Origin of the sequence: Moraxella cuniculi (genome assembly GCF_900637105.1) — a bacterium.
Lineage (GTDB): Bacteria > Pseudomonadota > Gammaproteobacteria > Pseudomonadales > Moraxellaceae > Moraxella > Moraxella cuniculi.
This window is the reverse complement of the sequence record NZ_LR134343.1, coordinates 628,604-641,368: the sequence shown is the minus strand read 5'-3', so window position 1 is coordinate 641,368 and position 12,765 is coordinate 628,604. Positions and strand designations below refer to the sequence as shown.

Here is a 12,765-nt window from a genome sequence, read left to right as displayed (position 1 = left end):
TAATTCACCCAAAAATGTAAACAACCGATTGGCAAATACCAGCAGGCTATAACAATTCACACCCGAGATGCTCACTTAAATAAATCCAGTCAAGCTATTTGACAAGCCTATCATCAGCTTGCCAAAAAATCACCATCAATCTACCAACAAAGCCTAAAAAACCAGACCATAAACCGAACTTGTAACAAATTGCAAAAAAAATGTTGCCACTTTGTATTTTTTCAATTATATTAAGAGTGTAATTTTGATTTGGCATCAAAATTACTAGATTGGGCATTATATATAGTTGTGATTTGTGCCCAATCTGATGGATTATATATTCGCCAACAGCTAAGAAATTAAGGACATATCATGAAAAAATCACCCACACTAACCGCCATCATAAAAGCCATTAGTGTCGCCACCCCCCCCATTTTACTTTTATCCTTACCGATAAATGCCACAGCTGAGCCAAAAATCTCTGGTCGGTTTTATTTGACTACTCTGCAAGAAAAGACAGACAAAAAAGAGACCAACCTAAGCACAGGTGTGATAACACAGAGTAAAGACAACCGAACCACGCTTAATTCAGCTGGCTCACGCGTTCGCTTAACTGGATCAGAAAAACTAACTGATGATGTTGATTTAGAATATCGCTTAGAATATTCTGTATATTTAGACAATGATGGTAATGGCAATAATTTTGCCTCACGCAACACCTACTTGGGGCTTAAACATAAAAAATACGGCACAATGTTGGCTGGTCGGCTATACACACCTGATGACGACATTGACTATGTCAATTGGGGCTACCTATATGCCGCAGGCACAAGCTCACCTTTTGGCTATCATGGGCAACGCACCAACAACACCATTCAGTACACCACGCCAAAATTTAATGACGGCAAAACCCAAATCAAGCTACACTACGCCATGGATGAGGTGGTTAAAGACGACACAGACAGCAGTAATGGTGGCAAATTTACCGTCTTTGGTGCTGATGGCAAACCAAACGAAAAAAGACGCGACATGATTGTTGGTCATATGCTGCATGAATCTGAAAAGTTTGACACAGGCATTGCCTATACCAGTGCAGGTGATTTTAAGGCATTGCGTGCCATGGTGTCCGTCAAGCCAACCAAAGAGTTGACTGTCGGTCTCATCGCCCAGCAAACCGACTATAACAGCGGCAATAAAGAGCTTGGGGCATTGGTATCAGGCTATTATAAGCTCAATCAAACCACCGATATCTATGCCCAAGCAGGTACAGCTCGCAACTATAAAGGCTATAAAGATGGCGAAAAAACCACCGCCAGCACAGGGGTCATCAAATGGCTAAAACGAGACGGAGCTCGTGTGCGAGTTTTTGGATCACTGTCATATAGTGACGAAACCAGCTTTAAATACGATGGCGATGATTTGGTGCGTGTCCAATCAGACGCTCTTGGCTTAGAAGCTGGCTTACGCTATGACTTCTAGGTTTTACTAAATCCGTAGCCACATAAATAAAACCGCAATGATGGCACATTGCGGTTTTTTAAGTGCCAAACACCACCATGTATATTATCCGCCTAAATTTACCATCAGTCTTTAAAAAATGCTGATGTATCGCCACAGCTGTTTGCGTTTTTCAAGTTTATATTTTAGCCAATGCTTTTTTGATATTTTCATCAATCAACCAAACCAACAGGCGACTTATTTGCCAAAAAATACAACAAAAACACCAGCAAAGCCACGACAGCTGAAAGATAAAACGCAGAATTTATCTTGCCTGCGTCAAGCAAATAGCCTGTGATAAGATAAATGAGAATGAGCAGCAATGAATCAAACAGCGAGGTCAATGACTCAGCGGTGTTGCGAATACCATCCTCGACCTGCTCATGAAATAAAGAAAAAATAAAAATACTGCTTAATACATGAAAAAACACATGCAAAAATATCGCCGCCGTCAATATCAGCACATTGCCTGTAGCAAGCGGAATGCACAATAAAATCAAGCCATTTGCCAGCATGGCGGTGTATTTGTACTTTAAGGTGATGTTGTGTCTTTTTACCACATAAGAAGCTGCCATCGCTGCCGCTTGCAGGCTGACAAAGCCCAAGACCAACCCAAAAGCAAAGCCATCAAACAGCTTTTGCCACACAAGCATCGGCGTAACCGCCCCAACACTTATCCACACGCACGCCCAAAATATAGGGCGTGTTGCTTGGTTTTTTTATCAGTATGGGTAGGTTTTTTAAGCTTAGTTTTCGTTCATCTGTTTGTGCAAAATGGTCGGTATTGTGTTGATTTTTATCATTATTTTTTAGTTCAATCGCCAAAGGCATGATACTGACACACGCCAAGAAAAAACAAATGCTGGCAAAGACCCATGGATAATAAATCTTATAACCAAACAGCACATAACCCATCAGACCACCCAAGACCAAAGCCAAACTCTTATAAAAACCGACAGACGAAAACGCTTGTTCGGTTTTTATCGCTCCTTTGAGCCTGATGGTTGCGGCGTTTACTGCACCTGACAAAAAAGCAATGCCGATGGCGGCAAGCGTCGTGGCGATAACAAAATTACCATAAAAATCAATAATATAAAAAATGGCAGCCAGAGAGCGAAGCAGCGTACCAACCAAAAGTGCCCGAAAAACACCAAATTTATCCGTAATAAATCCTGTCGGCACCTCGCAGATCATCACCACAACATTGAGCAAAGTCGCCAAAAAAGCAATCTGCTGAAAACCCAGCCCCTTTTGTAGATAAAATAAAGTGTCAATGATAGAAAAAGCACCAAGTGCCACAGAAGACAAGCACACAAAAAGAATAAATCTATAATTTATGACAGTCCTTTGGTTTTGTTGATAAAGTCGGCGAAATAAGTAAAATGGATAGAATTCAAAACCAGCTCATCTTATAGTTAAATGCCGCAGCCTAGCAGCAAGTACGCAACTAAGATTTATTATAGCCTAAATTTTATCCATTCGGCAATTTGACCCTAGCTACTGTTTTTAGCGTATGCTGATAGATTTTGCGGTCTTTTAAGATATTTTAGACAAAACAAAACCCACCAAAATGGTGGGTTTGCTCTTAAATATACAATTTAAGATTATGCCAAAGCAGCTTTTGCCTTTTCTGCAATTGCAGTGAAAGCGGCAGCATCGTGCATCGCGATATCAGCCAAGATACGGCGGTCGATTTCAATATTTGCCTTTTTTAGGCCATTGATTAGACGGCTGTAGCTTAGACCATTTAGGCGAGCACCAGCATTGATACGAGCAATCCACAGACGGCGGAAAGAACGCTTTTTGTTGCGGCGATCACGATAAGCATATTGACCTGCTTTCATGACAGCTTGTACTGCTACACGATACACACGAGAGCGTGCACCATAGTAGCCTTTTGCACGAGCTAGAACTTTTTTATGACGGCGATTTGCTTGTACACCACGTTTTACACGAGCCATTGTTTTCTCCTAAAATATCCGAAAAATTGATTAGATGTATGGGCACATACGACGGATTGATGCCACATCAGATGCGTGAACCATAACACAACCACGCAATTGACGGATACGCTTTGGAGATTTCTTGGTCAAGATATGACGCTTGAATGCTTGCTTACGCTTGAAGCCGTTTGCGGTTTTTTTGAAACGCTTGGCCGCACCACGCTTGGTTTTTAGTTTCATAATAGCCTCTTAAGATAAGTTGATTGCTCAACGATAAACCTTTTTGCCTAGTGTCAAGAGTATACTTGGACGCTGACGGAAGGTGGGAGACTTATTGTAGCAAATCAATCAAGCAAAAACAAGCCTAATTGCAACATTCCTTTCATCTTATCTTTACTTGCTCGCCTGCAAGCGGTACAATAGCATAACAAAAGCAATTTTTGAATTATTATCAACTATCAAGGACACGAGGTGCATTATGGGTTCATTATCTATCACGCATTGGCTGATTTTTTTGGCAATTGTTGTGATTGTTTTTGGCACAAGTAAGCTAAAAAGTGCTGGCAAGGATTTGGGCTCTGCGGTCAAAGGCTTTAAAGATGCCGTCAAAGATGATGACAAGCCACAACTGCCCGCTGGCGAAAAAACCATCACCGCCGAGCAGGTTGAGATTAAAATTGAAAAACCAGACCAGCACAACTAAGCTGACACAACATGGCAAATCTTGGTTTTTTTGAGCTGTTGCTGTTCGGTGTTATTGCACTGATTGTACTTGGCCCTGAAAAGTTGCCCGTTGCCGCACGGACACTGGGGCGATGGTATCGCACTTTTCGCCAAGCCAGTGCACGCCTGCAACACGAAATCTCAAGCGAGCTGCAACTGCTTGAAACACAAGAAATGCTCAAAAAAGAGCTGGCACAAATCCGCCAATCTGAGGCCGACATGAAGGCACAGATGGACAAACTTCAGCAGTCAATCAACCAAAGCAACCGCCAAGCAACCAGTGCATGGCGAGAGATTGCCAACATGGCAGACGCACAATCGGCGACACTGCCGATGACCAATCGCTGGTTTTTGCTCGGTGAATACGACCGCAAACACCGCTTGCCACCTGCTCCATTTTTACCCAACCATACTGCCGACCCATTGCTAAACAAGGCTGTGGCACAGGAACATCAATCATGAGCCACGACCCAAATACCGATGACACCCCCTTAATGTCGCATTTTGCTGAGTTGCGTACTCGCTTTATTCGTATCTTGATTGCCGTCTTGGTGGTTTTTTTGGCTCTGGTGGGATTTAGTCGTCAGCTGTATGATTTTATCTCAAATCCACTGGTGGCACTGCTGCCAAACGAAGCCAGCCTGATTGCAACCGATGTGGCATCGAGTTTTTTGGCACCCATTCGCCTAAGTTTTTTTGTTGCCTTATTTATCACCGTACCATTTATTTTGGCACAGATTTGGGGTTTTGTTTCCCCAGCCCTATATCGCCACGAAAAACGCACCGCCATACCACTTTTGCTGTCATCTATTGTGCTGTTTTATACAGGAGTGGCATTTGCGTATTTTGTTGTGCTTGTCCCTGCACTGAAATTTTTTGTTATGTTCGCTCCTGACAATGTGCTGCCGATGACTGATATTGACAGTTATCTGAACTTCGTGGTGAAATTGTTTTTGGTATTTGGGGTGATGTTTGAGATTCCTGTGCTGACGCTGGTGCTGGTGCTGGTGCGACTGGTCAGTGTGCAGAGCCTTGCCAGCAAGCGGCGTTATATTATCGTTGCTTGCTTTGGCATCGCCGCCATCGTAACACCGCCCGATGGGGCAAGTATGCTGATGTTGGCAATTCCCATGTGCCTATTATTTGAGCTGGGGTTGGTGCTTGCCAGATTGCTGGTAAAAGACAACCCTCAACAACTTCCCGACAGCGACAAATCCGCTTAACCAAACCGACAGGAGAAACCATGAGCAACCCCGATCAACAAGCAACGCTTGATGCCGCCCAAACACTGTATCGTGAATGGCTGGCCGCCAAATCAGCACTACAAAATACCCGTGAGCAACTTGAGCACGCCCTAGCCGTGATGGAAAAATTGCAACAAACCTACTACAGCCCTGCCTTTAATGAATTATACGATGCCGATGAACGAGGTGAGCTCAACACGACCACACAGGGCGAATACAGCGTCATGAGCCAAGATACCATCTACAATGAGTTTATCGAAAAAGACCAAGAGCTATGGCGGTTGTTAAAGTTATGCGTGCAGCATTTGGAAAACTAACCCCAGCTAAGTATGCTGACAAATCTGCCCAGCAGTGTACATATATGCTGCTGGGTGATTTTTTGCCTAAGATAGCACATCAACAATCACAGGCTTGCCCTGATGGGTCAGCACCGTTACATCAACTTGGTAGAGCGTGCGAATATTCTCGGCGGTCAGAACCTCTGCTGGCGTGCCGACATTCATCACCTGCCCTGATTTCATCATCACCACTGTATCAGCAAATTGGGCAGCTTGATTGATATCATGCAGAACGATGACAATGGTCTTGCCCTGCGTTGCCAAGGCTTTGAGCTGTCGCATGAGCCTGCCTGCATGGTACATGTCTAGATTATTCAGTGGCTCATCGAGCAGCAAATAGGGCGTATCTTGACAAACAACCATCGCAATCAGCACACGCTGCCGCTGTCCGCCAGATAAATCTGACAAAAATCGATCGGCAAACTGTGTCAGCTCAAACTGTGCCATAACTTCTTGCACTTTTTGATAATCTTGCTCACTGGGATTGCCCTGATGATAAGGGTAGCGACCGAACATTAACAATTCTGCCACTCGCAATCTGCCCTGTATGTGATTTTCTTGGGTGAGTATGGCAAGCGTTTGAGCCAGTAAGCGATTGTCAGTATCTGCCACCGAACGCCCAAAAAAACGAACGCTGCCCGTCTGCAACGGTATGATGCGTGCCATCAAACCAAACAAGGTGGATTTGCCAGCACCATTTGGTCCAATCAGTGCAATCACCTGCCCTGTTTGCAAAGTCAAATTAATATCTTGCAAAATGGTCAGCGTATCATTCACTTGATAAGATATATCCGCAATCTCTATCATGCCACTCTCTTTTTATATTGATGAAACACAATCCACAAAAACACCACACCGCCAACAAACTCAATCACCACCTCAAGCACGCCTGCCATATTCAACAGCTGCTCAAACACCAACTGCCCCGCCACAAGGCACAGCATTGCCAATAATGACACCATCACCAAACGCTTGGCATGATGCATGGAGGGTGATAAGCGGTTGGTCAAGGCACACACCAACAGTCCAAAAAAGGTAACAGGGCCAACCATTGCTGTCGAAACACAAACAAGCAACGCAATGGTTGATAGCAGCACCAAACCCAAGCGATGGTAATTGATGCCCAGATTAATCGCTGGCAGTCGTCCAAGGAGCAAAATATCCAACTGATGCCTCATGCGATACATCAGCACCGCACACAGCATACACAGCAGCATACCTATGGCTAAGGCTTGGGTATTGATGGTGTTAAACCCAGCATAACTGACCGACTGAATGGTAACAAATTCCTCAGGGTCAATCATGCGAGCCACCAAATAAGACAGGCTACGAAACAATAGCCCAAATACCACACCGACCAGCACCAGCCGTGTCAAATCCTGTGTCTGTCGCCCAAAAAGTACGCGAAACATCACAAGCGACAGCGACAGCATAATGACAACCTCAAGGGTGAATTTGCCCATGCTGGGTATGGCAGCCAGCCCCACCGAGCCCAAAAAAAACACCATCAAACTTTTGATAAGCACATACAAACTATCAAAACCAAGCAATGCAGGGGTCAAAATGGGATTGTGCGTCAAGGTCTGAAACAGCAGTGTCGATGTACCAATCGCAAACCCTACCGTCATCAATGCCAAGAGCTTCTTGCCACGCAATGATAAAACAAAATCCCAATTGCCTGAGACATTAATTGTCAAAAATAACACACACGCAACAGCAAGCAACACAGCAAATATCGTGGACGGATACTGCTTTAGGTTATACAAAAACTTCAGCGATTGCATAAATATACACTCTACAAGCGACTAGGCTACTTTGTGTCAAAAGACTAAGATGGTCAGATTGGGCAGTATCTAAACCTTGGAAATTGGCGAGCATCAGCCATGGTGGCTGGTTATTTTTGCTTATACAACAACCACAAAAATATCACCGCTCCCAGCACGCCAAATATCACCGTAACAGGAATCTCAAACGGATAACGAATCAGGCGACCAATGATATCAGATAACAGCACCGCTGAGGAGCCAAGCAAAGCCACTGCAGGCAGCGACAGCCTCAATCTGTCGCCCACCATACGGCTGACAATATTTGGCACAACAAGCCCCACAAAAGGAATCATGCCCACCGTTGCCACCACCACCGAGCTGGTCAATGCCACCATCACCACCGCAAGCCTTAGCACCATCTCACGATTAATGCCCAGATTAGTGGCAATATGGTCGCCAAGCCCAATAATGGTTAGCTTATCGGCAAGCACATAAGTCAGCACCGATACAGCACCGACAAGCCATAATAGCTCATAACGACCTGCCAAAATGCTAGAAAAATCACCGAACCGCCATACACCAAGCAGCTGCACCATCTCTGTTTGATACGCAATAAAAGTACTGATTGAGTCAATAATGCCGCCAAACACAATGCCCACCAATGGCACCATCAGATAATCAGTCGCTGGCAGACGGCGAATCAGACGCATAAATATCGCCATGCCAACCATTGCACAGACAGTGGCAATGCCAATTTTTATGGCAACGGTTGTCGCTGGCAAAAACAGTGCGGTCAGCAACATACCCAGTGCGGCACTTTGGGTTGCTCCCACCATTGACGGCTCAACGAAACGGTTTTTTAGCACCACCTGCATCATCATGCCACTGATTGCCATGCCTGCCCCTGTCAAGATGATGGCGAGCGTTCTGGGAATGCGACTTTGGATCAGGACTTGGGCATCATCTGTCAGCGGTTCGCCAAAGCCAAACAATCCCTGCCAGCTAAAATCCGCCACACCAACAGACAAACTGACAAGCACCAATACCACCATGATAGCCAGACTTGCGATATTGGTAATGATGGCTTTTTGCCAAGAATGCTGAGAAGTGGTGTTAGAGCGACTGGCAAACATACTGGACATATTTTTGTACCAATTGTTAAAATTATTAACAAAATTTATTAATCATACAGCATGAATGCCAAGCACTTTGGTGAATAACACATCACCTACCCATCTGATGAGCAAAAGCATTTGGCGGCATTTTATCATGCCGAGCCAATCAAGCATGACATTTGGCAGCCGCAGCCACCAAATTCACACATCAAGACAATAAACAGGACAGCCTGTCCAAGCAAGGATTATTTCTTGGCATTAAAAGCATCACGCACAATCTGTGCATCGGTTAGCCATTGATAATAGCCACCAAATGCCAAATAACTATCAGCACTTAGATAGACGATTTGTTTGTTTTTCCATGCTTTGGTATTTTGCATCAGCGGGTTGTTTAGCACCTCTTCGGCAGACTGCCCTTCCTCACCAATTGCTGCCCCACGATCAAGCACGAACAACCAGTCTGGATCAACTTTTTGTAGGTATTCAAAGCTGATTGGCTGACCGTGTCTGGCTTCTTCAATGTTGCTATCAGCCATCGGGATACCAAATGTCGTATGCAAAAAGCCATAGCGAGAATTCTCACCATACGCCGATAGTTTATTGCCATTAACCAAGATTGCCAGTCCATTGCCCTTGCCTGCAACTGCTGCTTTGGTTTCTTCGATTGCCTTGTCAATTTCGCTGATGGCGGTAGCAGCTTCGTTTTGTTTGTTAAACAACTTGCCAAAATCTGTCAGCTGCTGCTTGGTGGCTTCATAGACATTTTTGGTGTCGATGGTCAGATTGACCACTGGGGCAACTTTGGCAATCTCTTCGCCCTTTTCTGCCATACGAGAGCCGACAAATACCGCTTTTGGTTGCAATGCGTTCAATGCCTCAAGATTTGGCTCAAACAAAGTACCGATATCGGTAGATTCTGGCGTGTTTGGTGCTTTTAGATTATTGCCACGCAAATTCGCTGGCAAGCCCTCAACTGGCACGCCCAATGCTGCCAAGTTTTGCATTGCTGTCATATCATACACTGCCAGTGGGTGCGGATTGGCAGGCAGAGCCATCTCACCTGTTGCCGTTTTGATGGTAACTTCACCCGCCTGAGGTACTACAGTGTCAGTGGTAGCAGTTTCGGTGGTTGTGGCGGTTTCGGCAGCTGGCGTCTCGGTGCTGGCGGTATCTTTGTTCTTGTCTGTACAAGCTGCCACGCTCAAAGCTGCCATCAATGCCACGCTCAATGGATAAAGTTTTTTGGTAATCATAAATTGCCTCTCGGTTGAATTGGTATCATTTGTGCCTAAATTGGGTCAGTTGCCCAAATTGTGATATTGTACCGTATTTATCTTATCAATTCAAACCAAATAAGAATTTATTTTATTTGTAAATGATTGGTAATCAGAAAAGTCATCAACCATCGGCATTTTGTTGATGAATAGGCAGCTGTTTTTGAAGTGCAGCAGGTTGTCTGCATATTGGCATTATTCCACCAGCCAAATAACACGCAATAAAAAAGCGGAGACAAGCTCCGCCATCAGCCCAAATGGGTATTCTTGATAAAATCAGTTGATGGTTGCACGGTATTTGACCACAGCAGTTGCACCGATGCCAAGCTCTTCAACCGTCCAACGCAAGGCTTGATATTGATCAAACGGCACATTGCTTACAACGCCATTGACGCTGGCACGAACTGGCATAAATACAAAACGGCCGCCATCAACGCTTGCCTGCACGCCCACAGATGGCGATACATAACCTGTAAAACTTATCCCCTGTGGCAAGCTAAGTGCAACCTGCATATTACGCACACGGTCTTTGCCATTGTTGGTAAGCAAAAGTTGATATTCAACCAAATCGCCTGCTTTGATATTGCTATTGGCCGTTACAGGTTCAAGGGTTTCTTGACCATTAACCGAGCGTACCACGAACGCATTCATCACTGTATCAACATTGTTGCTGGTAACAACGGTCGGTCTGGTCGCTGGCACATTGGCAGCAGCTACTTTGCCAGTTGTGGCAACAGGGGTAGTGGTTGGCGTGGTGGTTGGTTGAGTTGTTACACATGCCGTCATTGCAAATGTTGCAGCCACAACTGCTGCCAGTGCAGAAATTTTCATAGCGGTTTCCTTATGGTTTGCGTATATTAATAAAGCATAACACAGCTTGGCAAAAGAGTGTATATGCTGACTGTTGAATTATGGTAACTGTATCGGCGATTTTTTGCAAATGCCACTTTGTAACCGCCAAAAGTTTTGGGCAGTGATTATAAAACCTTGCCAAGCAGTCGCCCAGCATTTGTCAATTTGGCAACCAAACCAAATCACAAGCCAGCAAAGCATACCAAGCCTGCCAATTTAGCAGCCAAGCCACAAACATCACAAAAAAGCGTGCGACAATTGATTATTCAGCCAAGTTGCTTTATTATGGGCAGTTAATCATAAAAACAACCTCGGTTGAGTCATCAGCTCAGCGATTTACGCCCACTTGACCACTCGGAGAAAAATATGCAACCAGCCCCCACTCAGACCCAGCTTACGCCCGTGCATTGGTTTCGTAATTCTGCCCCCTATATCAACACTCACCGTGGCAAAACTTTTGTAGTGATGTTTGGCGGTGAGGCGGTTGCACAGGATAATTTTAACAGCTTGATTCATGATTTTGCACTATTGCACAGCTTGGGAATTAAGTTGGTGCTGGTGCATGGTGCTCGCCCACAGGTTGAACAGAGTCTAAAAAATCGCGGTCTTGACTCAACCCTGCACGCCGATGTCCGCATCACGCCACACGAGGCAATGCCTGCCATACTAGAAGCTGTTGGAGCAATCCGCCTACAAATCGAAGCCCAACTGTCAATGGGGCTTGCCAATTCGCCAATGTATGGCTCACGCATTGATGCGATTTCGGGCAATTTTGTCAGTGCCAAGCCCTTTGGGGTGCGTGATGGCATTGACTATCAAATGACTGGCGAGGTGCGGTCAATTGATGTTGATGCCATTCGTCATAATCTTGATAATAATCATATCGTCATCTTGGGGCCGACAGGATTTTCGATCACAGGAGAGATTTTTAACCTGCTTGCCGAAGATGTTGCCCTGACGGCTGCCACCGCACTGGGAGCGGATAAGCTGATTTTCTTGGGTGAACAGGACGGTATCATGGGTCGTGATGGACGACTGCTGCACGAGATGATTCCCAACGAAGTTGATAGACTGCTGCGAGATCGCCAAGACCAGAGCGAAATCAGCCATTTTTTACGCTGTGCTGCCAGTGCCTGCCGACAAGGCGTGCATCGTACGCATATCATTTCTTATACCAAAGACGGGGCATTAATCGAAGAGTTGTTCACGCGTGATGGTTCAGGCACGCTGGTGAGCCACGACCCTTATGAAGAGATTCGCCGTGCCACCATTCACGATGTTATTGGCTTGCTTGAGCTGCTAAAACCGCTTGAGGAACAAGGCATCTTAATCCGCCGCAGCCAAGAACGCCTAGAGCAAGAAATCGAATTTTATAGCGTCATCGAAAGAGACGGCACAATCTTGGGTTGTGCTGCCCTGTATCCACTGGATGTGCAATCAGCCGAAGTGGCAAGCCTTGCCATTCACCCAGATTATCGCAAAGGCAGCCGTGGTGCAGATTTATTGGCGTTCTTAGAGCAACAGGCACGCAGCCACAGCTTGCACCACTTATACGCACTGACCACGCACACGGCTCATTGGTTTGTTGAGCAGGGCTTTGTAGAAGTGGCGGTTGATGATTTGCCAGCACCTCGCCGAGCAAATTATGACCACACACGCAACTCAAAAGTGCTAAAAAAACACCTCTAATCCCATCACCCTACGAGTGCCAAACTGGCAATCCACCCAAGCGATACTTGACTTGTGTATCAGCTTGGGCGGTGGCGTGATAATCTGCCAGCATTGCCAAAGATGACAAATCAACGCCCCGTAGCGGATAAATCCCCTGTCCTTTGACAAACCTGCCAAAATCCACAACACAAAGCACGATGATGCTGGCAATATCAAATACAAAGCTTGATTTTGTTTTTAATTTGCCAGTTTAATGGCGTGGTGTTGATTGTACTCATCACTAAGCTGTATGTTTTGGGCTTGATTGTGCATTATTTTTGGTAAATTTGGTAAAAATAAAAACGCCCAAACAGCAGTTGGGCG

The 12,765-nt window shown here is 45.3% G+C and carries 16 protein-coding genes; 6 read left to right on the top strand and 10 right to left on the bottom strand.

All coding sequences use genetic code 11. The annotated features are described in order from the left end of the window. The first annotated feature begins 351 nt into the window (after positions 1 to 351). Positions 352 to 1,458 (top strand): porin, encoded by a 1,107-nt coding sequence (locus EL162_RS03005; protein WP_126330009.1) that lies wholly within the window; start codon positions 352 to 354, stop codon positions 1,456 to 1,458. 191 nt (positions 1,459 to 1,649) lie between these two features. On the opposite strand, the gene EL162_RS03000 is transcribed toward EL162_RS03005, so the two are convergent. The 4 genes from EL162_RS03000 to rpmI form a co-directional block, all read right to left on the bottom strand. Beyond that, complete coding sequence (locus EL162_RS03000) at positions 1,650 to 2,129, bottom strand: hypothetical protein (protein WP_126330007.1); 480 nt, start codon at positions 2,127 to 2,129, stop codon at positions 1,650 to 1,652. Beyond that, positions 2,104 to 2,790 carry an MFS transporter gene (locus EL162_RS02995; RefSeq protein ID WP_170161401.1) on the bottom strand — a complete coding sequence of 229 codons (687 nt, stop codon included), beginning with the start codon at positions 2,788 to 2,790 and terminating at the stop codon, positions 2,104 to 2,106. The genes EL162_RS03000 and EL162_RS02995 overlap by 26 nt, the downstream gene beginning before the upstream one ends. A gap of 290 nt (positions 2,791 to 3,080) precedes the next feature. After that, the gene (gene rplT, locus EL162_RS02990; RefSeq protein ID WP_049238130.1) at positions 3,081 to 3,437 is read right to left on the bottom strand and encodes a 50S ribosomal protein L20; all 357 of its coding nucleotides are present in this window, start codon (positions 3,435 to 3,437) and stop codon (positions 3,081 to 3,083) included. Between the two features lie 30 nt (positions 3,438 to 3,467). Next, positions 3,468 to 3,662, bottom strand: coding sequence for a 50S ribosomal protein L35 (gene rpmI / locus EL162_RS02985; RefSeq protein WP_036331620.1), 195 nt, complete (start codon positions 3,660 to 3,662; stop codon positions 3,468 to 3,470). A 235-nt stretch (positions 3,663 to 3,897) separates the two neighbouring features. On the opposite strand from rpmI, the gene tatA reads away from it, so the two are divergent. Genes tatA through EL162_RS02965 form a run of 4 tightly spaced genes read left to right on the top strand, consistent with a single transcriptional unit; the run spans position 3,898 to position 5,703 of the window. Further along, positions 3,898 to 4,122: a Sec-independent protein translocase subunit TatA gene (gene tatA / locus EL162_RS02980; protein ID WP_076554548.1), complete on the top strand. Its 225-nt coding sequence runs from the start codon at positions 3,898 to 3,900 to the stop codon at positions 4,120 to 4,122. An 11-nt stretch (positions 4,123 to 4,133) separates the two neighbouring features. Continuing rightward, complete coding sequence (gene tatB / locus EL162_RS02975) at positions 4,134 to 4,604, top strand: Sec-independent protein translocase protein TatB (protein ID WP_126330003.1); 471 nt, start codon at positions 4,134 to 4,136, stop codon at positions 4,602 to 4,604. Further along, on the top strand, positions 4,601 to 5,365 hold the full coding sequence (tatC, locus tag EL162_RS02970) for a twin-arginine translocase subunit TatC (protein ID WP_375537704.1): 765 nt from the start codon (positions 4,601 to 4,603) through the stop codon (positions 5,363 to 5,365). The genes tatB and tatC overlap by 4 nt, the downstream gene beginning before the upstream one ends. 20 nt (positions 5,366 to 5,385) lie before the next feature. Beyond that, positions 5,386 to 5,703: a DUF4298 domain-containing protein gene (locus tag EL162_RS02965; protein WP_126329999.1), complete on the top strand. Its 318-nt coding sequence runs from the start codon at positions 5,386 to 5,388 to the stop codon at positions 5,701 to 5,703. Positions 5,704 to 5,769: 66 nt separating this feature from the next. Here the strand turns inward: EL162_RS02965 and EL162_RS02960 are convergent, their stop codons facing one another. From EL162_RS02960 to EL162_RS02940, 5 genes are all read right to left on the bottom strand, one after another. Continuing rightward, positions 5,770 to 6,531: an ATP-binding cassette domain-containing protein gene (locus EL162_RS02960; RefSeq protein ID WP_076554552.1), complete on the bottom strand. Its 762-nt coding sequence runs from the start codon at positions 6,529 to 6,531 to the stop codon at positions 5,770 to 5,772. Then, entirely contained in the window at positions 6,528 to 7,508 is a 981-nt protein-coding gene (locus EL162_RS02955; protein WP_126329997.1) for an iron chelate uptake ABC transporter family permease subunit, read from the bottom strand. Before EL162_RS02955 ends, EL162_RS02960 begins: the two co-directional genes overlap by 4 nt. 110 nt (positions 7,509 to 7,618) lie before the next feature. Beyond that, the gene (locus tag EL162_RS02950) at positions 7,619 to 8,632 is read right to left on the bottom strand and encodes an ABC transporter permease (protein WP_311195369.1); all 1,014 of its coding nucleotides are present in this window, start codon (positions 8,630 to 8,632) and stop codon (positions 7,619 to 7,621) included. 218 nt (positions 8,633 to 8,850) lie between these two features. Further along, complete coding sequence (locus EL162_RS02945) at positions 8,851 to 9,858, bottom strand: siderophore ABC transporter substrate-binding protein (RefSeq protein WP_126329995.1); 1,008 nt, start codon at positions 9,856 to 9,858, stop codon at positions 8,851 to 8,853. 297 nt (positions 9,859 to 10,155) lie between these two features. Beyond that, positions 10,156 to 10,710 carry a DUF11 domain-containing protein gene (locus EL162_RS02940; protein ID WP_227516528.1) on the bottom strand — a complete coding sequence of 185 codons (555 nt, stop codon included), beginning with the start codon at positions 10,708 to 10,710 and terminating at the stop codon, positions 10,156 to 10,158. 387 nt (positions 10,711 to 11,097) lie between these two features. On the opposite strand from EL162_RS02940, the gene argA reads away from it, so the two are divergent. Further along, a complete protein-coding gene (gene argA, locus EL162_RS02935) occupies positions 11,098 to 12,420 on the top strand; it encodes an amino-acid N-acetyltransferase (protein WP_126329993.1) in 1,323 nt (440 codons plus the stop codon). 10 nt (positions 12,421 to 12,430) lie between these two features. Here argA and EL162_RS09935 read toward each other — a convergent pair whose 3' ends face one another. Further along, entirely contained in the window at positions 12,431 to 12,598 is a 168-nt protein-coding gene (locus EL162_RS09935; RefSeq protein WP_158078440.1) for a hypothetical protein, read from the bottom strand. Positions 12,599 to 12,765 lie beyond the last annotated feature (167 nt).